Genomic DNA, 19299 nt, shown 5'->3' with positions numbered 1-19299 from the left:
TCGTATGCCCGAGGTGTCCGCTTACGCTCGAAGGACCGCACCGCAGGACCACCAGAAGGGCACCCCATGAGCACGCAGCCGCGCGGCCCCGTCGACTCCTCCCGCATCCCGCGCTACGCGGGCCCGGCGACCTTCGCCCGGCTGCCCCGCCTGGACGAGGTCGGCTCCGCCGACGTCGCCGTCGTCGGCGTGCCCTTCGACTCCGGCGTCTCCTACCGCCCCGGCGCCCGCTTCGGCGGCAACGCCATCCGCGAGGCCTCCCGCCTGCTGCGCCCGTACAACCCGGCGCAGGACGCCTCCCCGTTCGCCCTCGCGCAGGTCGCGGACGCCGGTGACATCGCCGTGAACCCCTTCAACATCAACGAGGCCGTCGAGACGGTCGAGGCCGCCGCCGACGAGCTGCTGTCCTCCGGCTCCCGCCTGATGACCCTCGGCGGCGACCACACCATCGCCCTGCCCCTGCTGCGCTCCGTCGCCAAGAAGCACGGCCCCGTCGCCCTGCTCCACTTCGACGCGCACCTCGACACCTGGGACACCTACTTCGGCGCGGAGTACACCCACGGCACGCCGTTCCGCCGCGCCGTCGAGGAGGGCATCCTCGACACCGAGGCCCTCTCCCACGTCGGCACGCGCGGCCCGCTGTACGGCAAGCAGGACCTCGACGACGACGCCAAGATGGGCTTCGGCATCGTGACCTCCGCCGACGTCTACCGGCGCGGCGCCGACGAGGTCGCCGACCAGCTGCGCCAGCGCATCGGGGACCGCCCGCTCTACATCTCCATCGACATCGACGTGCTCGACCCGGCGCACGCGCCCGGCACCGGCACCCCCGAGGCGGGCGGCATGACCTCCCGCGAGCTGCTGGAGATCATCCGGGGCCTGTCCTCCTGCAACCTGGTTTCGGCCGACGTCGTCGAGGTCGCCCCGGCGTACGATCACGCCGAGATCACCTCGGTCGCGGCCTCGCACACCGCGTACGAGCTCACCACGATCATGAGCCGTCAGATCGCGGCGGCGAAGGCGAAGTAGCGAGCGCGCGAGGGCGCGAGCGCGCAGCAGGAAGGGCGAACGAGCTCCCGTGACGCACGACCACGACCTGGTACTCCGTCCCACCGAGGCCCAGACGGCGGCCGCCCTGGCGCCGCCACCGGGCCGCACGGGCGGGGACCTGGTCGTGGAGACGCTGCGCGGCCTCGGCGCGACCACCGCCTTCGGTCTGCCGGGGCAGCACGCCCTCGCCCTCTTCGACGCGGTCGGCCGCTCCGACCTGCGCCTGGTCACCCTCCGGGTGGAGAACAACGCCGGCTTCGCGGCCGACGCGTACGGCCGCCTCACCGGCGAGGCCGTGCCGCTGCTGCTGTCCACCGGGCCGGGCGCGCTGACGGCGCTGCCCGCGCTCGCCGAGGCGGCGGCCGGCTCCGCGCCGGTCCTCGCGATCTCCTCCCAGGTCCCGACGCCGGGACTGGGCGGGGGCCGTCGGGGCCACCTGCACGAGCTGCGCGACCAGGCGGCCTCCTTCCGGGACGTGGTGAAGTCCGTCCACCTCGCCCGCACCCCCTCGCAGATCCCCTCGGTGATCGCCGAGGCCTGGGAATCGGCGCTGACGGCGCCCTTCGGCCCGGTCTGGGTGGAGATCCCCGAGGACGTACTGCGTGCGGAAACGGTCCTGCCGCAGGTCACGGGCATGGACGCGACCCCCCACGAGCTCGCCCCGCGCCCCGAGCTGACGGCGCTGGCCGCGCACTGGCTCTCGAACGCCTCCCGCCCGGTCATCATCGCCGGCGGCGGCGTCGTACGCGCCGACGCGGCGGGCAAGCTGAAGCAGCTCGCGGAACGCCTGGACGCCCCCGTCGTCACCACCTTCGGCGGCAAGGGCGCCTTCCCCTGGAACCACCCGCTGTCCCTCCAGTCCTGGCTGGAGGACCGGCACACCACCGACTTCCTGGAGGACGCCGACGTCCTGCTGGTCGTCGGCTCGGGGCTCGGCGAGCTGTCCTCGAACTACCACACCTTCTTCCCCACGGGCCGGGTCGTCCAGATCGAGGCCGACCTCGGCAAGCTGGAGTCCAACCACGCGGCGCTCGGCATCCACGCCGACGCCCGCCTGGCCCTCCAGGCCCTCCTGGAGACCGTCGAACCCCGCACCGACGAGCAGGCCCCCGAGCGGGTGCGCGCGCTCCTCGCCGCCGTCGCCGAGCGACTCGCCGGCCAGGACCTGAAGCGCGAACAGGACCTCCTCGCCGCCATCCGCAAGGCCCTGCCGCCCCGCTCCCCGTCCTTCTGGGACATGACGATCCTGTCCTACTGGGCGTGGTCGGCCTTCGACCCGAAGCACCCCAACACGATGCACTCCGCGCAGGGCGCGGGCGGCCTCGGCTACGCCTTCCCGGCGGCCCTCGGCGCGGCCGTCGCCGAACCGGACACCCCGGTCCTCGCCGTCTCGGGCGACGGCGGGGCCATGTACTCGATCGCCGAACTGGCCACGGCCCGCCAGCACGACCTGGACGTCACCTGGCTGATCGTGGACGACGGCGGCTACGGCATCCTGCGCGAGTACATGACCGACGCCTTCGACGGCCGCACCGCCGGGACGGAACTGACCCGGCCCGACTTCGTCGCCCTGGCGGCCTCCTTCGGCGTCCCGGCCGCCGCCACCACCCCCGAGACGCTCGGCACGGACCTCGCCCGCGCCCTGAAGACCCCGGGCCCCTCCGTCCTGGTCCTCCCGACCACCCTCGCCATGTTCGCCCCCACCCACCTGGCCTGACCCGGACCCCTCAAGCGGCTCCGTCGGCACGTGCCGTGAACGCCACGAACGAGTCCTCGCCGACCAGGCGCAGGCTCAGTTCGGCGTCCATGGCGCGTGCGAGCCGGGCCAGGAGCGGCACGGTGGGTACGGTGCCGCCGAGCTCCAGCCTGGAGACCTGAGGTTGGGTCATCCCCGCCCGCCGGGCCAGTTCGGTCTGTGAGATCCCCAGCTCGGTCCGGCGGTCGTACACCGCCTGCCCGAGCTCGAAGGCGAGCCGGATCTCCTCCCGCCTGCGTGCCGTCTCGGGGGACTCCGCGAGCCCCCGCGCCGCCGCGCGGTCCCGGGTGAGCTTCCATTGTGCGTGGCCGACCATGGCGTTCCTCCGTTTCAGATGTCACGGGTGTACACGTCGACGGCCGTCCCGTGGCCGGCTTCGCACACCTGGGCGGCCTGCAGCGCCCGCTCGACTTCCGCCCGCTCGCGCTGCCTCGTCTTCCTGAACAGGGGGGAGTCACTCGAACAGGTGGGTTCACCCGGAGGAGCCGGACCCGGGGCGGGGTCGAGCGGGGCTCGACACCCGGTCGGGGGAAGCTCGCGTGCCGTGCCCGGACGGCAGTGCGATTGTTGCGGGGGGATGAAATCCGCCGGTCGGGGCGTTGGGGGAGGCGGCAGAGCAGGACCTACGGGGAGGCGATCACGTGACGGCGGCCGGCGGGAAACAGGGCTGGGGCAGGCGGCTGACCGCCTACACCTGGCGGTACAAGGTCAACGTGCTGCTCGCGCTCGGGTCCTCGCTGGCGGGCATGGCCGTCATGGCGCTCGTACCGCTGGTCACCAAGGTGATCATCGACGACGTCATCGGGGACAAGACCCGGAGCATGGCCCCCTGGGCGGGCCTGCTCATAGGCGCGGCCGTGCTCGTGTACGTGCTGACGTACATACGCCGCTACTACGGCGGCCGGCTCGCCCTCGACGTGCAGCACGACCTGCGCACCGACATGTACGACACCATCGCCCGCCTCGACGGGCGCCGGCAGGACGAGCTGTCGACCGGTCAGGTCATCGGGCGGGCCACCACCGACCTCCAGCTGATCCAGGGCCTGCTGTTCATGCTGCCCATGACCATCGGCAACTTCCTCCTCTTCGGGATATCCCTCGGCGTCATGCTGTGGCTCTCGCCGTTGCTGACGCTCATCGCCCTGCTGATGGCCCCCGCCCTGTGGTTCATCGCCCAGCGCAGCCGCCGCAGGCTCTTCCCCGCCACCTGGTACTCCCAGGGCCAGGCGGCCGCCGTCGCCGGCGTCGTCGACGGGGCCGTGACGGGCGTCCGCGTCGTCAAGGGCTTCGGGCAGGAGGAGCAGGAGACCGGCAAGCTCCGCGAGGCCGGCCGCCGCCTGTTCGGCGGGCGGATGCGCGGCATCCGGATGAACTCCCGCTACACCCCCGCCCTCCAGGCCGTTCCGGCCCTCGCCCAGGTGGCGATGCTCGGCCTCGGCGGCTGGATGGCCACCCGCGGCCAGGTCACCCTCGGCACCTTCGTGGCCTTCTCCACCTACCTCGCCCAGCTCGTCGGCCCCGTCCGCCTGCTCGCCATGGTCCTGACCGTCGCCCAGCAGGCCCGCGCCGGCGTCGAGCGGGTCTTCGACCTCATCGACACCGAACCCGCGATCCGCGAGGGCGAACGGGAACTGCCCGCGGACGCGCCCGCCACCGTCGAGTTCGAGGACGTCCGCTTCGGCTACGACCCCGAGCGCCCCGTCCTCGACGGGTTCTCGCTGACCATCGCCGAGGGTGAGACCGTCGCCGTCGTCGGCGCCTCCGGCAGCGGCAAGTCCACCGTCTCCCTGCTCCTGCCCCGGTTCTACGACGCGGACGCCGGTACCGTCCGCGTCGGCGGCCACGATGTGCGCGAGCTGACGTACGACTCCCTGCGCGCCGCGATCGGACTCGTCCCCGAGGACTCCTTCCTCTTCTCCGACACCATCCGCGCCAACATCGCCTTCGGGCGCCCGGACGCCGGCGACGAGGAGGTCCGGGCCGCCGCCCGCGCCGCCCAGGCCGAGGCCTTCATCGAGGCCCTGCCCGCCGGCTGGGACACCAAGGTCGGGGAACAGGGCCTGACCCTCTCCGGCGGCCAGCGCCAGCGCATCGCGCTCGCCCGCGCCATCCTCACCGACCCCCGGCTGCTCCTCCTCGACGACGCCACCTCCGCGGTCGACGCCCGGGTCGAGCACGAGATCCACGAGGCGCTGCGGTCCGTCATGGCGGGCCGCACCACCCTGCTGATCGCCCACCGCCGCTCCACGCTCGCGCTGGCCGACCGGATCGCCGTACTCGACCGCGGCCGCCTCGCCGACATCGGCACGCACGAGGAGCTGGAACGCCGCTCCCCGCTCTACCGGCGGCTGCTCACCGATCCCGAGGCCCTCGCGGCCGGCTCCCCGCGCACCCCCGACGTCCCGGCCATGGCCGAGTTCGAGCGGGAGATGAAGCGGGACGCCGAGTGCGCCATCGAGCGGGACATCGAGGTCGAGGCCGAGATCGACGCCGAACCGGTCAACGCCAAGCGGCGCGTCGCCGACGGAGTCACCCCCGAGCTGTGGCGTCGCCGGGACCGCGTCGAGAGCTCCCCCCTGCCCGGGGCCACCCCCGAACTCCTCGCGCAGGTCGCCGCCCTGCCGCCGACCGACGACGAACCGCGCGTCGACGAGCGGCGGGCGGCCTCCGCCGAGGACAGCTACAACCTCCGCCGCCTGCTGCGCGGTTTCTGGGCCCCGCTCGCGATCAGCCTGGGCCTGGTCGCCCTCGACGCCGGATCCGGGCTGCTGCTGCCCATCCTGATCCGCAACGGCATCGACGAGGGCGTCGAACAGGCCGCCCTCGGGGCCGTCTGGGTCGCCACCGGGCTGGCGCTGGCCGTGGTCCTGTCCCAGTGGGTGGCGCAGTTCGCCGAGACCCGGATGACCGGCCGCACCGGCGAACGCGTGCTGTACTCCCTGCGCGTCAAGATCTTCGCCCAGCTCCAGCGCCTGGGCCTGGACTTCTACGAGCGCGAGCTCACCGGCAAGATCATGACGCGGATGACCACCGACGTCGACGCCCTGTCCACCTTCCTCCAGACCGGCCTGGTCACCGCCGTCGTCTCCGTCCTGACCTTCTTCGGCATCCTCGTCGCCCTCCTCGTCCTCGACCTCGAACTCGCGCTGATCGTCTTCGCGACCCTGCCCGTCCTGGTGATCGGCACGATCGTCTTCCGCCGCAGGTCGGTGGTGGCCTACGAGCTCGCCCGCGACCGGGTCGGCCTGGTCAACGCCGACCTCCAGGAGTCCGTCGCGGGCCTGCGCCTGGTGCAGGCCTTCCGTCGGCAGGGCGCGGGCCGCGCCCGCTTCGCCGAGCGCAGCGACTCCTACCGCGAGGCGCGGGTCCGGGGCCAGTGGCTGATATCCGTCTACTTCCCCTTCGTGCAGCTGCTGTCCTCCGGTGCGGCCGCGGCCGTGCTGATCGTCGGCGCGGGACGGGTGGAGGCGGCCACCCTCACCACCGGCGCGCTGGTGGCGTACCTGCTCTACATCGACCTCTTCTTCGCCCCCGTCCAGCAGCTCTCCCAGGTCTTCGACGGCTACCAGCAGGCCACCGTCTCGCTGAGGCGGATCCAGGAGCTGCTGCGCGAGCCCACCACCACCCCGCGCCCCGCCGACCCCCGCCCGGTGTCCGCGCTGCGCGGCGAGATCGCCTTCGAGGACGTGCGGTTCCAGTACGGGACGGCCGAGGAGCGCGGCGAGAAGGGCGACGCGCTGGCCGGGATCACCCTGCGGATACCCGCCGGGCAGACCGTCGCCTTCGTCGGCGAGACCGGCGCCGGCAAGTCCACCCTGGTCAAGATGGTGGCCCGGTTCTACGACCCGACCTCCGGCCGGGTCACCGCCGACGGCACGGACCTGCGGGAGCTGGACCTGACGGCGTACCGCCACCGCCTCGGCGTCGTCCCCCAGGAGTCGTACCTCTTCCCGGGGACGGTCCGCGACGCCATCGCCTACGGGCGGCCCGACGCGAGCGACGCGGAGGTCGAGGCCGCCGCCCGCGCGGTCGGCGCGCACGACATGATCGCCACGCTCGACGGCGGCTACCTGCACGCCGTCACCGAGCGGGGCCGCAACCTCTCCGCCGGCCAGCGCCAGCTGATCGCCCTGGCCCGGGCCGAACTGGTCGACCCGGACGTGCTGCTGCTCGACGAGGCGACGGCCGCCCTGGACCTGGCCACCGAGGCGCAGGTCAACCGGGCGACGGACCGGCTCGCGGGCAAGCGCACCACCCTGGTGGTGGCGCACCGCCTGACGACCGCCGCCCGGGCGGACCGGGTCGTGGTCATGGACCGCGGCCGGGTCGTGGAGGACGGCAGCCACGCCGAGCTGCTGGCGCGCGGCGGGCGCTACGCCGGCCTGTGGCGCACCTTCGTCGGCGAGGACGAGCGCGCGGCGGCCTGACGACCGGCGCGACGGCCGGTCGCGGGGGCGCCCCGGGGGATCAGAGCTCGCCGAAGAGCAGGTTCCCCGGGGCGTCCTCGTCGTCACCGGTGTAGTACTCGCGCACCGCGTCCAAGAGCTCGTCCACCGACAGGAAGCCGTCGTGGTTCCTGTCGATCCGCGCGAAGAGGGCCTCGGCCGCCGCGGGCTCCAGCCGGGTGTCGAAGGCGGTCTGCGCCGTGTGGAACTCCTCCAGGCTGATGCGGCCGTCGCCGTTGGTGTCGACGACGGTGAGCAGGGCCTGCGCCATCGGCCGGAAGGAGCGGTCGTAGGCCGCGCCGCCGTCCTTGTAGAGGCGGGTCATGCCCAGGGAGTACTCCTCGGGCGTGACCTTGCCGTCCCGGTCCAGGTCCAGCTCGGTGAACAGCTCGTGCCAGAAGCCGACGAGCCCGTCGATGGCCGCGAGGGCCTTCGGGGAGTCCTTCGGCTCGCCGAGGGCCGCCAGGAGGCGGGCGCCGAGCGCGATGATGTCGTGCTCGTCGATGACACCGCTGTTGTCGGCGTCCAGGTGCGCGAAGGCGCGCTCCAGCTTGCGGTCGAGCAGGTCGTTCGTCATGGCGGATGCCTTTCCCGGCGATGGGTGGAGCGGCTACGTTGCGGGGTTGTTCGGTCGCCTAGCGTAATGTCCTCGTTGATCGTGAACTCCCGTTGTGCCGCTGGGAAGTTGCCGATGCACTCGTACGAGCTATGGCCGACCGTCGGGCCCGGCGCGCGGCCCCGCCGTGCAACCTTCCGGGGGCTCCGGGCGTCGTACGTCCGTACGTGTTACGTACGACCGATCGGGGGGTCAGCATGGGACGGTACGGCGGGACCAGGGGGAGGCGGGGGTGGGGCCGGGGGCGGACCCTGCGCCTCGCCGTGCTCGCGGCGGTGATCTGGCCGGCCGTCGGACTCGTCGGCCAAGGGCCCCTCGGGCCGCCCGCCGCCCAGGCGGCGACCGGCGGCTGCGCCGGACGGCTCGTCAAGGTGCTGCCGTTCTCCACCGGTGAGGTGCGGGTCTACAAGACGCGCACCCAGGTCTGCGCGACGGCGGTGGCCGAGCGGCCCGGGGAGCGGCGTCCGATGTCGGTGAGCGTCCAGCCGCGTGGCGGAATCGCCGTGGGCGATGCGGGGCAATTCACCCACTACGCGGGCCCCGTCACCGTCGGTGCGATCAACCGGTGTGTGTATGTAAGGGGCGGTGTGGCGTCCGGATCCGTGGAGTCCGGCTGGATCCTGTGCTGACGGCGCGTCCCAACTGGGTCTGGTCAGCCATGTGTTGACCCGGCTAGGTTCACGTGCGACCGCAGTGAACTGAAGGGGAGGGTGAATGCGCAAGACGCTTGGCCGGCTGCTGCCGCTCACGGTGGTGATCGCCACCATGGGCACAGTCGGCTTCACGGCTCAGACGGCCACCGCCGCGGAGCCGGGCGCGGCTTCGGCCACCACCGGGCAGACCGCCGCCGCGGACATCAAGGACCGCGTCCTCGCCATCCCGGGCATGAGCCTGATCGAGGAGAAGCCGTACCCCGGCTACCGGTTCTTCGTACTGAACTACGAGCAGCCGATCGACCACCGGCAGCCGTGGAAGGGCACCTTCAAGCAGCGCATCACCCTGCTGCACAAGGACGTCTCGCGGCCCACCGTGTTCTTCACCTCGGGCTACAACGTCAACACCAGCCCGCGCCGCTCGGAGCCGACGACCATCATCGACGGCAACCAGGTGTCCATGGAGTATCGATTCTTCAACCCGTCGCGCCCCGACCCGGCCGACTGGTCCAAGCTGGACATCTGGCAGGCCGCCAGCGACCAGCACCGCATCCACACCGCCCTGAAGAAGATCTACTCCAAGAACTGGATCTCCACCGGCGCCAGCAAGGGCGGCATGACGGCGACCTACTACGAGCGCTTCTACCCGAACGACATGGACGGCGTCGTCGCGTACGTCGCCCCCAACGACGTCGTCAACAAGGAGGACTCGGCCTACGACCGGTTCTTCGCCAAGGTCGGCACCAAGGAGTGCCGCGACCGGCTGAACGCCGTGCAGCGCGAGGCGCTCGTGCGCCGCGAGCCGCTCGAGGCCAAGTACGCCGCCGCGGCCGCCGAGAACGGCTGGACGTTCAACACCGTCGGCAACCTCGACAAGGCCTACGAGGCCGTCGTCCTGGACTACGTCTGGGCGTTCTGGCAGTACAGCCTGCTGTCCGACTGCGCCGCCATCCCGGACGCCAAGACCGCCACCGACCAGCAGATCTGGGACACGGTCGACGGGATCTCCGGCTTCTCGGCCTACTCCGACCAGGGCCTGGAGACGTACACCCCGTACTACTACCAGGCGGGCACGCAGCTCGGTTCGCCCGACATCAAGCAGCCCCACCTGGCGGGCCTGAGCCGCTACGGCTACCAGCCGCCGCGCAACTTCGTGCCCCGCGACATCCCGATGACCTTCCGGCCGGCGGCCATGGCGGACGTCGACACCTGGGTGCGCAACAACGCCGAGCGGATGCTCTTCGTCTACGGGCAGAACGACCCGTGGGGCGCGGAACCGTTCCGCCTCGGCTACACGACGCGCGACAGCTACGTGATGACCGCTCCGGGCGCCAACCACGGGGCGAACGTCTCCAAGCTCCAGGAGGGCGAGAAGACCCTCGCCACCGCGCGGATCCTCCAGTGGGCCGGCGTCGCGCCCGCGCTCAACCCGCTCGGCACGCCGAAGGCGCAGCCGCTGGCCGCACCGGACGCGCAGCTCGACCAGCGCGACCTGGACCTGCCCCGCGAGGAGCAGCTGCGGCCGTAACACCCACCACGACGGCGCCGCCGACCCTCCCGGTCGACGGCGCCGTCGCCGTTGTCGACCGCGGGGGCTACCGGGTCGTCGCCCCGTACGAGAGCCCGTGGCCCAGCGGGTAGCGGCCCGGCACCGGTACGGGCAGCCGGCCCGTCGGCCGCCGCGCCCCGGTGAGGACCCGGGCCGCCGCCCGCATCTCCACGTCCGTCCAGGTGTACGTGGCCAGTTCCGCCGCGCACGCCGGGAGCCGGGCCGGGTCGTAGGGGTTGCGGACGGCCACCAGGACCACCGGCACGCCCGTCGCGACCAGGTCCGCCACCAGCGTCCGCTGCGGGCTGTCGCCCTCGGGCACGTTGTACGTGCACACGAGCACCGCCGCGTGCCCCGGCGCCGCCGCGACGGCCCGGGCCGGCGGGAGCGCCGTCGCCCGGCAGCCCAGGGCCGCGAGCTCGCGGGCCAGGACCGTCGTGGGGGGACCGGTGGTACCCGACGGGGAGGCCGGATCCGTGCCGGTGACCAGCAGCCGGGGCGCCTTCGTCGCGTCCAGCGGGAGCAGGGCGCGCGGGTTGGCCAGCAGGGTGGTGGCGGCCGCGGCGATCTCGTCGGCGGCGCTCAGGTGCCCGGCCGCGCCGACCTGCGAGGCGACCTCCTCCGGCGAGGTGTAGGGGTCGTCGAACAGGCCCCGCCGGGCCTTCAGTTCGAGGATGCGCAGGACCGACTCGGCGATCCGCTCCCGCGTCAGCTCGCCCGACTCCACCGCCGCGAGCACCGACCGCCGGGCGAGTGCGAGGTCCGGGGCGTTCAGGAGTTGGTCGCAGCCCGCCTTGACGGCCAGGACCGGGATCCGGTCGTCCCCGTACTTCTCGCGCACCCCGGCCATGTCGAGGGCGTCGGTGACCACCACGCCCCGGAAACCCAGGCGTTCGCGCAGGATGCCGGTAACGATCGGTCGGGAGAGGGTCGCGGGATCCCCCGAGGGGTCGAGCGCGGGGAAGACGATGTGCGCCGTCATCACGGCGTCCACGCCCGCCTCCACCGCCGCGCGGAAGGGCGGCTCGTCCAGCTCCTCCCACTGCTCCCGGGTGTGCCGCATCACCGGCAGGCCGACGTGGCTGTCGGTCTCGGTGTCGCCGTGGCCCGGGAAGTGCTTCGCCGTCGCCGCCACGCCCGCCGCCTGGTAGCCCCGCACCTGGGCGGCGGCCAGCTCCGCGACCGCGCGCGGGTCCGAGCCGAAGGACCGCACGCCGATCACCGGATTGGCCGGATTCACGTTGACGTCGGCCACCGGGGCGTAGTCCTGCCGCACGCCGAGCGCCGCGAGCTCGATCCCCGCGACGCGGGCCGCCCGGCGGGCGTCGGCGACGGAACCGCCCGCGCCCAGCGCCATCGCCCCCGGCAGCAGGGTCGCGGGGCGTCCGATCCGGGCCACCGCCCCGTGCTCCTGGTCCACGGAGAGCAACAGCGGGACGCCGCCGCCCGAATCGGCCGCCGCCCGCTGGAGACCGTCCGACAGGGCGGCGATCTGCTCCGGGGCGCGGGTGTTGTGGGCCCAGGCGAAGTAGACGACCCCGCCGAGGTGGTGACGGGCGACCACCTCGGCCGCCGTGCGCACCCCGAAGTGCTTCCGGTTCAGCTCGGCGTCCTCGGGATCGGGATCGGTCGCGGAATGCCCGTAGACCCGGGACACGAACAGCTGCCCCACCTGCTCGTCCAGGCTCATCGAGGCGACCAGTCGCCGGAGCCGCGCCCGGTCCGGGTACCCGCCCGGCGGCCGGTCGGCGGAGCGGGGGTCGTCCGGGGCCGCGCCCCGGCGCGGATCCACGGAGGCGGAGGCGGCGGCGCCGGCGGCGGTCACGGCGGCCGCTGCGGCGGCGGCGAGGAGGGCCCGGCGGGAGGCGTGGTAGGGCACCCGCCGGACCCTACTGCGGGGCGGGGCCCGCCGGGTGGGGGACACTCGGATCGTGCTCCGGACGGGGGCCGGTATCGGCCACCGCCGGCCAGTGCTCCCGCAGGGCCCGGACCGTCTCCGTGATGGCGGGGCGGCGGGCCGCGCCCGTCCGCCACAGGGCGTACAACCGCCGTACGGGGCCCGGCTCCAGGCGGACGGCCACCGCTCCCGGCGGCAGCGCGCCCGTCCCCAGCCGGGGCACGACCGCGACCCCGAGTCCGGCCGCGACCAGCGCGACGAGGGTGTGGTTCTCCTCGGCCATGTGCGCGATGTCCGGCTCGAACCCGGCCGTGCGCAGGGTCCGCACCAGCCAGTCGTGGCAGACCCGCCCGGGCGGCTGGCACACCCAGCGCTGGCCCCCCAGGTCCGAGCGCCGCACCGTGCGCCGGGCGGCGAAGGGGTGCCCGGCCGGGACCACCAGGTCGCACCGGTCGTCCCCGATCAACGCCTGCTCCATGCCCTCGGGGGCGGGCAGCGGCGCGATGTCCCAGTCGTGGGCCACCGCCAGGTCGGTGACGCCCCGGGCCACCAGGTCCACCGACAGGTGGGGGTCGACCTCCGTCAGCCGTACGTCGAGCGCGGGGTGCCGGCGGGCCAGGTCGGCCAGCACCGCCGGCAGCAGCCCCCGGGCGGCCGAGGCGAAGGCGGCCACCGTGAGCCGCCCCTCGGGCTGCCCGCGCCGCTCCTCCAGGGTGGTCTCGGCCCGCTCGACGATCGCCAGCAGCTCCCGCGCGGTGTCGGCGAGCCCCCGGGCCTCGTCGGTCAGCGCGACCCCGCGCCCGCGCCGCTCCAGCAGCGTCGTACGGGTCTCCCGCTCCAGTTTGGCGATCTGCTGCGAGACCGCGGAGGGGGTGTAGCCGAGGGCGGCCGCCGCGCCCGCGATGGAGCCGTGGACGGAGACGGCGTACAGGGCGCGCAGCCGGGACAGGTCGAGCATGCGCCCATCGTAGGCCGGGTCCGCCGACGGGATCCGTAAGCATCTCTTCATCCATCCCGGAAGAGATCCGCGCTGGTGCTACATGGTCGGGGCGTCGATGCTCGGAGCATGCGTCCCGTACACACCGCGCTCGCCGTGCTCGTCGCCGCCGTCTGGGGTTTCAACTTCGTCGTCATCGAGATCGGTCTCGACCACTTCCCGCCGCTGCTGCTGTCCGCCCTGCGCTTCCTCGTCGCCGCCCTGCCCGCCGTGTTCTTCGTCGGCCGCCCCAAGGTGGCCTGGAAGTGGATCCTGGGGGTCGGCGCCGCCCTCGGCATCGCCAAGTTCGGGCTGCTGTTCACCGGCATGGCCGCCGGGATGCCGGCCGGACTGTCCTCCCTGGTCCTCCAGGTCCAGGCCGTCTTCACCGCCGTCCTCGCCGCCCTGCTGCTGCGCGAACGGCCGGGCCGGACCCGGCTGCTGGGCATGGCCGTGGCGCTGGCCGGGATCGCGGTGGCCGCCGTCGACCGGGGTCTCTCCGGGCCCGTCACCGGCTTCGTGCTGGTGGTCGCGGCCGCCGCCTGCTGGGGCGTGTCCAACGTCCTGACCCGCAGGGCCGCCCCGCCCGACGCCCTGAACTTCATGGTGTGGGTGTGCACGGTCCCGGTCCTGCCCCTGTTCGGGCTGTCCCTGCTGCTGGAGGGGCCCGAAAGGGACCTCGCCGCGCTGCGCGCCCTGGACTGGTCCGGGGTCGCCGTCATCGCCTACGTCGCCTGGGTGTCCACCGTCTTCGGCTTCGGCGCCTGGGGGTACCTGCTGCGCCGCTACCCGGCCTCCGCGGTGGCGCCGTTCTCGTTGCTGGTGCCGGTCTTCGGGATGTCCTCGGCCGCGCTCGTGCTCGGCGAGGGGGTGAGCGGGGCGCGGTGGGTGGCGGCCGTGCTGCTCGTGGGCGGGGTGGCGTTGACCTCGTGGGCCCCGTCCCGAACCGCCGCCTCCGGTGCGCCCGCGGGGTCCGGCGCCTCCGACGTGTCCGCCGCCTCCGGTGCCCCGGTCGCCCCCGAGGTCAGGTCGGGGAGTCCGGCTGGAGCGGGAGCCGCCAGTCCTGGCCCGTCAGGCTCACCCCGTACGAGCGGTGCGGGCGCTGCGCGATCAGCGTGAACCCGGCCCGTAGGTACAGGGCGCGGGCCTCGGCGAGGACGTCGTTGGTCCACAGCACCAGATCGCGGTAGCCCACCGAGCGGGCGAAGGCGATCACGGTGTCGACCAGCAGCGTGCCGACGCCGCGACCCCGGCCGGCCGGGTCGACGAGCAGGAGCCGCAGCCGGGCGGTCCCGGGGGTGCCGTCCTCGCGCACGCACATCACGGACCCGACCGGCCTGCCGTCGAGTTCGGCGATCCACACCCGCTCCACGTGGGGGTCGTGGTCCTGGGCCCAGTCCCCGACGATCCGGGCCACCAGCCCCTCGAAGTCGGCGTTCCACCCGTACTCGGCGGCGTACAGCGCCCCGTGGCGCTGCACGATCCACCCCAGGTCACCGGGGAGGGGGTCCCGCAGCCGCACGTCCTCAGCCATGGGGTCACTGTAGGGGCCCGCCGGCCGGGCGGGCCCCCGAACGGGCTACTTCCTGCCGCCGCCGAGGATCTGGCCGAGCAGGTCGCCGAGGCCGCCGGCGCCCGTACCGCCGGTGCCCGGTCCCGCGCCCGGCCCGCCGGTGGCGCCGCTCGCGGTGGGGGAGCCGCCCGCGGCGCCCCTGCCGGCGGAGGCGCGCTTGGCGAGGACGGCCAGCACCACCGGGATGACCATCTCGATGACGCGGGCGACGGTCGGGGCGGGGATGCCCGTCTTCTTCGACACGGCGTTGGCGACGGGCTTGCTCACCTTGGCGAGCACCCCGGCCATCATTCCGCTGCCGAGCATGCCGCCCAGGCCGCCCAGGGTGGCCACGCCCTGGAGCGGGGGCTCGGTCGCGGCCACCTCCGCGAAGGCCTGGCGCACCTCCGCGCCGTCGTCGTCGTCCGCGTCGGCCTTCTGCCGGAGGTCGCCCGTCATGGCCCCGACGGTCTCGGTGACCGCCTGGCGGGCGCCGCCCGCGTCGGTGCCGAGGAGACCGGCGATCTCGTTCAGCCGGTCGTCGCCGAGTTCGCCCAGGACCTCGTCCTCGAAGGAAGATTCGCTCATGCCGGAAACGCTACTTGTGCGGCGTTTTCGCGGCATCTCGTGCCACACCGGGAGGGCCGTTGGGTAATGGGAAAGTAAAGTTCCGGATGTGCGTGCAACCCTCCGGGCGGACGGCGGGTCAAAGGTTGCGTCGGGACTTCCGGGAGGGGATCCGGGGGGATCGGGAAGTCCGACAGTGGGAGGGGTAACCGTGAGGGGGCCCGGCCGTGAGGCCGGGCCCCCTTCGGTTCGTCCGGGCCCGGTCGGCGGGCCGCCGATCCCGGTCGTCCGTGCCGGTCGTCCGTCCCGGTTGTCCACAGGCCCGGTGCCGTGTCGGCGGCGAACGGTAGCGTCGTGCCATGACAACCAGCGGGGCGGTGCAACCGGCAGTGGTCGAAGGGGTGCTGGAGCGCATCACCTACGCCAACGAGGAGAGCGGGTACACGGTCGCCCGGGTCGACACCGGCCGGGGCGCGGGCGACCTGCTGACCGTGGTCGGCGCCCTGCTCGGCGCCCAGCCCGGCGAATCCCTGCGCATGGAGGGCCGCTGGGGCTCCCACCCCCAGTACGGCAGGCAGTTCAGCGTGGACAACTACTCCACCCTGCTGCCCGCCACCATCCAGGGCATCCGCCGCTACCTCGGCTCCGGCCTGATCAAGGGCATCGGCCCCCGGATCGCCGACCGGATCGTCGAGCACTTCGGCCTCGACACCCTCGACGTCATCGAGACCGAACCGAAGCGGCTGATCGAGGTGCCGGGGCTCGGACCCAAGCGCTCGAAGCTGATCGGCGCCGCCTGGATCGAACAGAAGGCCATCAAGGAGGTCATGGTCTTCCTCCAGGGCGTCGGCGTCTCCACCTCCATCGCCGTGCGCATCTACAAGAAGTACGGCGACGCCTCCATCTCCGTCGTCAGGAACCAGCCCTACCGCCTCGCGGCCGACGTCTGGGGCATCGGCTTCCTCACGGCCGACCGCATCGCCCAGTCCGTCGGGATCCCGCACGACAGCCCCGAGCGGGTCAAGGCCGGCCTCCAGTACGCCCTGTCCCAATCCACCGACCAGGGCCACTGCTTCCTGCCCGAGGAGCGGCTCATCGCCGACGGGGTCAAGCTCCTGGCGGTGGACACCGGGCTCGTCATCGACTGCCTCGCCGAACTCGCCGCCGACCCGGAGGGCGTCGTCCGGGAGTCGGTGCCCGACCCCCAGGGCGGCCCGGACCCGCTTACCGCCGTGTACCTGGTGCCCTTCCACCGGGCGGAGTTGTCCCTCGTGGGGCAGGTTCGCCGGCTCCTGAACACGGAGGAGGACCGGATGCCCGGCTTCCGGGACGTCGACTGGGACAAGGCCCTCGGCTGGCTGGCCGCACGTACGGGGGCCACGCTCGCCCCCGAGCAGCGCGAGGCCGTCCGCCTCGCCCTGACCCGGCGGGTGGCCGTCCTCACCGGCGGGCCCGGCTGCGGCAAGTCCTTCACCGTCCGCTCCATCGTGGAGCTGGCCCGCGCCAAGCGGGCCAAGGTGGTGCTCGCCGCCCCCACCGGCCGCGCGGCGAAGCGCCTGTCCGAGCTGACCGGCGCCGAGGCCTCCACCGTGCACCGCCTGCTGGAGCTCAAGCCCGGCGGGGACGCGGCGTACGACCGCGACCGGCCCCTCGACGCGGACCTGGTGGTGGTCGACGAGGCGTCGATGCTGGACCTGCTGCTGGCGAACAAGCTGGTCAAGGCGGTGGCCCCCGGGGCGCACCTGCTGCTCGTCGGCGATGTGGACCAGCTGCCGTCGGTGGGCGCCGGGGAGGTGCTGCGGGACCTGTTGGCCGAGGGCGGTCCGGTGCCGGCCGTGCGGCTGACCCGGATCTTCCGCCAGGCGCAGCAGTCGGGCGTGGTCACCAACGCGCACCGCATCAACACCGGTCTGACGCCCCTGACCGACGGCCTGCCGGACTTCTTCCTCTTCCCCGAGGAGGACACCGAGGCGGCCGGGGCGCTCGCCGTGGACGTGGCCGCCCGTCGGATTCCGGCCAGATTCGGCCTCGACCCGCGCCGCGACATCCAGGTGCTCGCCCCCATGCACCGGGGGCCCGCCGGCGCGGGGAACCTCAACGGGCTGCTGCAACAGGCCATCACCCCCGCCCGGCCGAACCTGCCGGAGAAGCGGTTCGGCGGCCGGGTCTTCCGGGTGGGCGACAAGGTCACCCAGATCCGGAACAACTACGAGAAGGGGGCGAGCGGGGTCTTCAACGGCACCGTCGGCGTCGTCACCGGGCTCGACCTGGAGGAACAGCGGCTGACGGTGCGTACGGAGGAGGACGAGGACATCGCCTACGAGTTCTCCGAGCTCGACGAGCTGGCCCACGCGTACGCCGTCACCATCCACCGTTCCCAGGGGAGTGAATATCCGGCCGTCGTGATCCCGGTCACCACGGGTGCTTGGATGATGCTCCAACGAAACCTGCTCTACACGGCCGTGACCAGGGCGAAGAAATTGGTCGTGCTGGTCGGATCGAGAAAAGCGCTCGCGCAGGCAGTGCGTACCGTTTCCGCAGGCAGGAGGTACACGGCGGTCGCGCCGAGGTTGTCCGGTCGCATACCGGTGGGAAACATCACCTAGATGATCGATCATTTGGGGTTCCCGCCGCCGTGCGGAGGGGGCAGGATGAGCAGGTTGACGGCACTCAGTGCCGTCAAAAAGACCAAAGGCCGACCCCGAGTGCACTCTCCTGCGCCAAATGGGGGAAGGTAGAGGCAGTCAGGGCACCTCGAAGAAGAGGCACTACGTCGGTGAGGGATGACGTGAGCGACAACTCTGTAGTACTCCGGTACGCGGACGGTGAATACACCTACCCGGTGGTCGAAAGCACCGTCGGTGACCAGGGCTTCGACATCTCGAAGCTTCGGGCCCAGACCGGGCTCGTCACCTTGGACAGCGGCTACGGCAACACCGCCGCGTACAAGTCCGCGATTACCTACCTCGACGGCGAGCAGGGCATCCTGCGCTACCGCGGTTACCCGATCGAGCAGCTGGCGGAGCGCTCGACCTTCATCGAGGTCGCCTACCTGCTGATCAACGGTGAGCTGCCGACCGTCGACCAGCTCGCGTCCTTCCGCAACGAGATCACCCAGCACACGCTGCTGCACGAGGACGTCAAGCGGTTCTACGACGGCTTCCCGCGCGACGCGCACCCGATGGCCATGCTGTCCTCCGTGGTCAGCGCGCTGTCGACCTTCTACCAGGACAGCCACAACCCGTTCGACGAGAAGCAGCGCCACCTCTCGACGATCCGCCTGCTGGCCAAGCTCCCGACGATCGCGGCGTACGCGTACAAGAAGTCCGTCGGTCACCCGGTGGTCTACCCGCGCAACGACCTCGGCTACGTCGAGAACTTCCTGCGCATGACCTTCTCGGTGCCGGCGCAGGAGTACGACCTGGACCCGGTCGTGGTCTCGGCCCTCGACAAGCTGCTGATCCTGCACGCGGACCACGAGCAGAACTGTTCGACCTCCACCGTGCGTCTGGTCGGCTCCTCGCAGGCGAACATGTTCGCCTCGATCTCCGCCGGCATCTCGGCCCTGTGGGGCCCGCTGCACGGTGGCGCCAACCAGTCCGTCCTGGAGATGCTGGAAGGCATCAAGAACGACGGCGGCGACGTCGACGCCTTCATCCGCAAGGTGAAGAACAAGGAAGACGGCGTCCGCCTCATGGGCTTCGGGCACCGCGTCTACAAGAGCTTCGACCCCCGGGCGAAGATCATCAAGGCCGCGGCCCACGACGTCCTCTCGGCGCTCGGCAAGAGCGACGAGCTGCTGGACATCGCGCTCAAGCTGGAGGAGCACGCGCTGGCCGACGAGTACTTCGTCGAGCGCAACCTCTACCCGAACGTGGACTTCTACACCGGTCTGATCTACCGGGCCATGGGCTTCCCGACCGAGATGTTCACCGTGCTCTTCGCGCTCGGCCGCCTTCCCGGCTGGATCGCCCAGTGGCACGAGATGATCAAGGAGCCCGGCTCCCGCATCGGCCGTCCGCGCCAGATCTACACCGGCGAGGTCCTGCGCGACTTCGTCCCCGTCGAGGCCCGCTGACCGCTCGCCTCGCGGCCGGTCGCTCGTACGGAAAAGCGCCCCGCCGTCGATCCCCCCACGGGTCGACGGTCGGGGCGCTTCCCTTTCCCCGGCGCCGGATTCCCCCCACGGGACCCGAGCCGGGGCGTCGGTGTGCTGCCGGGACCCGTTCGGATCGGGA

Annotated in this window: 13 protein-coding genes and 1 pseudogene; 8 read left to right on the top strand and 6 right to left on the bottom strand. The window is 72.7% G+C overall.

Annotation, left to right across the window (positions count from 1 at the left end):
- Positions 1-66: 66 nt before the first annotated feature.
- Entirely contained in the window at positions 67-1029 is a 963-nt protein-coding gene (gene speB / locus ACZ6ZI_RS03695; RefSeq protein WP_363054390.1) for an agmatinase, read from the top strand.
- Between the two features lie 49 nt (positions 1030-1078).
- Positions 1079-2767 carry a thiamine pyrophosphate-binding protein gene (locus ACZ6ZI_RS03690; RefSeq protein WP_363054389.1) on the top strand — a complete coding sequence of 563 codons (1689 nt, stop codon included), beginning with the start codon at positions 1079-1081 and terminating at the stop codon, positions 2765-2767.
- A 10-nt stretch (positions 2768-2777) separates the two neighbouring features.
- On the opposite strand, the gene ACZ6ZI_RS03685 is transcribed toward ACZ6ZI_RS03690, so the two are convergent.
- Positions 2778-3122, bottom strand: a complete 345-nt coding sequence (locus ACZ6ZI_RS03685; protein WP_469515293.1) for a helix-turn-helix domain-containing protein — start codon at positions 3120-3122, stop codon at positions 2778-2780.
- 325 nt (positions 3123-3447) lie between these two features.
- Between ACZ6ZI_RS03685 and ACZ6ZI_RS03680 the strand changes: the two genes are divergently transcribed.
- Complete coding sequence (locus ACZ6ZI_RS03680) at positions 3448-7233, top strand: ABC transporter ATP-binding protein (RefSeq protein WP_469515290.1); 3786 nt, start codon at positions 3448-3450, stop codon at positions 7231-7233.
- Between the two features lie 40 nt (positions 7234-7273).
- Here ACZ6ZI_RS03680 and ACZ6ZI_RS03675 read toward each other — a convergent pair whose 3' ends face one another.
- A complete protein-coding gene (locus ACZ6ZI_RS03675; RefSeq protein ID WP_363054387.1) occupies positions 7274-7828 on the bottom strand; it encodes an EF-hand domain-containing protein in 555 nt (184 codons plus the stop codon).
- 302 nt (positions 7829-8130) lie between these two features.
- Here ACZ6ZI_RS03675 and ACZ6ZI_RS03670 point away from each other — a divergent pair, with 302 nt between their 5' ends.
- A complete protein-coding gene (locus ACZ6ZI_RS03670; protein WP_469515286.1) occupies positions 8131-8496 on the top strand; it encodes a hypothetical protein in 366 nt (121 codons plus the stop codon).
- Between the two features lie 85 nt (positions 8497-8581).
- Positions 8582-10048, top strand: coding sequence for an aminopeptidase (locus ACZ6ZI_RS03665; protein WP_469515283.1), 1467 nt, complete (start codon positions 8582-8584; stop codon positions 10046-10048).
- A 67-nt stretch (positions 10049-10115) separates the two neighbouring features.
- Here the strand turns inward: ACZ6ZI_RS03665 and ACZ6ZI_RS03660 are convergent, their stop codons facing one another.
- Together ACZ6ZI_RS03660 and ACZ6ZI_RS03655 are read right to left on the bottom strand one after the other, a co-directional pair.
- Positions 10116-11948 (bottom strand): glycoside hydrolase family 3 protein, encoded by a 1833-nt coding sequence (locus tag ACZ6ZI_RS03660; RefSeq protein WP_469515278.1) that lies wholly within the window; start codon positions 11946-11948, stop codon positions 10116-10118.
- A gap of 10 nt (positions 11949-11958) precedes the next feature.
- The gene (locus ACZ6ZI_RS03655; RefSeq protein ID WP_469515276.1) at positions 11959-12924 is read right to left on the bottom strand and encodes a LysR substrate-binding domain-containing protein; all 966 of its coding nucleotides are present in this window, start codon (positions 12922-12924) and stop codon (positions 11959-11961) included.
- A gap of 108 nt (positions 12925-13032) precedes the next feature.
- Here ACZ6ZI_RS03655 and ACZ6ZI_RS03650 point away from each other — a divergent pair, with 108 nt between their 5' ends.
- Positions 13033-14061, top strand: coding sequence for an EamA family transporter (locus ACZ6ZI_RS03650; RefSeq protein WP_469515271.1), 1029 nt, complete (start codon positions 13033-13035; stop codon positions 14059-14061).
- Here ACZ6ZI_RS03650 and ACZ6ZI_RS03645 read toward each other — a convergent pair.
- Positions 13967-14479 (bottom strand): annotated as a pseudogene (locus ACZ6ZI_RS03645) (GNAT family N-acetyltransferase); the annotation flags it as partial. The gene ACZ6ZI_RS03650 and the pseudogene ACZ6ZI_RS03645 sit on opposite strands and share 95 nt — an antisense overlap.
- Before the next feature lie 42 nt (positions 14480-14521).
- Positions 14522-15082 (bottom strand): DUF937 domain-containing protein, encoded by a 561-nt coding sequence (locus tag ACZ6ZI_RS03640; protein WP_469515268.1) that lies wholly within the window; start codon positions 15080-15082, stop codon positions 14522-14524.
- 338 nt (positions 15083-15420) lie between these two features.
- Between ACZ6ZI_RS03640 and recD2 the strand changes: the two genes are divergently transcribed.
- Both recD2 and ACZ6ZI_RS03630 read left to right on the top strand, forming a co-directional pair.
- On the top strand, positions 15421-17667 hold the full coding sequence (gene recD2 / locus ACZ6ZI_RS03635; RefSeq protein WP_469515265.1) for an SF1B family DNA helicase RecD2: 2247 nt from the start codon (positions 15421-15423) through the stop codon (positions 17665-17667).
- 182 nt (positions 17668-17849) lie between these two features.
- Complete coding sequence (locus ACZ6ZI_RS03630; RefSeq protein ID WP_048479416.1) at positions 17850-19139, top strand: citrate synthase; 1290 nt, start codon at positions 17850-17852, stop codon at positions 19137-19139.
- The last annotated feature ends 160 nt before the right edge of the window (positions 19140-19299 follow it).

It is taken from the genome of Streptomyces sp. NPDC103540, from assembly GCF_055584445.1.
Note: the sequence above shows the minus strand (reverse complement) of the source record. Positions and strands in the feature narration are given on the sequence as shown.

Coding starts and splice junctions, on each gene's coding strand:
- speB (WP_363054390.1), top strand. CDS start 67: ATGAGCACGCAGCCGCGCGGCCCCGTCGACTCCTCCCGCATCCCGCGC.
- ACZ6ZI_RS03685 (WP_469515293.1), bottom strand. CDS start 3,122: ATGGTCGGCCACGCACAATGGAAGCTCACCCGGGACCGCGCGGCGGCG.
- ACZ6ZI_RS03675 (WP_363054387.1), bottom strand. CDS start 7,828: ATGACGAACGACCTGCTCGACCGCAAGCTGGAGCGCGCCTTCGCGCAC.
- ACZ6ZI_RS03665 (WP_469515283.1), top strand. CDS start 8,582: ATGCGCAAGACGCTTGGCCGGCTGCTGCCGCTCACGGTGGTGATCGCC.
- ACZ6ZI_RS03655 (WP_469515276.1), bottom strand. CDS start 12,924: ATGCTCGACCTGTCCCGGCTGCGCGCCCTGTACGCCGTCTCCGTCCAC.
- ACZ6ZI_RS03650 (WP_469515271.1), top strand. CDS start 13,033: ATGCGTCCCGTACACACCGCGCTCGCCGTGCTCGTCGCCGCCGTCTGG.
- ACZ6ZI_RS03640 (WP_469515268.1), bottom strand. CDS start 15,082: ATGAGCGAATCTTCCTTCGAGGACGAGGTCCTGGGCGAACTCGGCGAC.
- recD2 (WP_469515265.1), top strand. CDS start 15,421: ATGACAACCAGCGGGGCGGTGCAACCGGCAGTGGTCGAAGGGGTGCTG.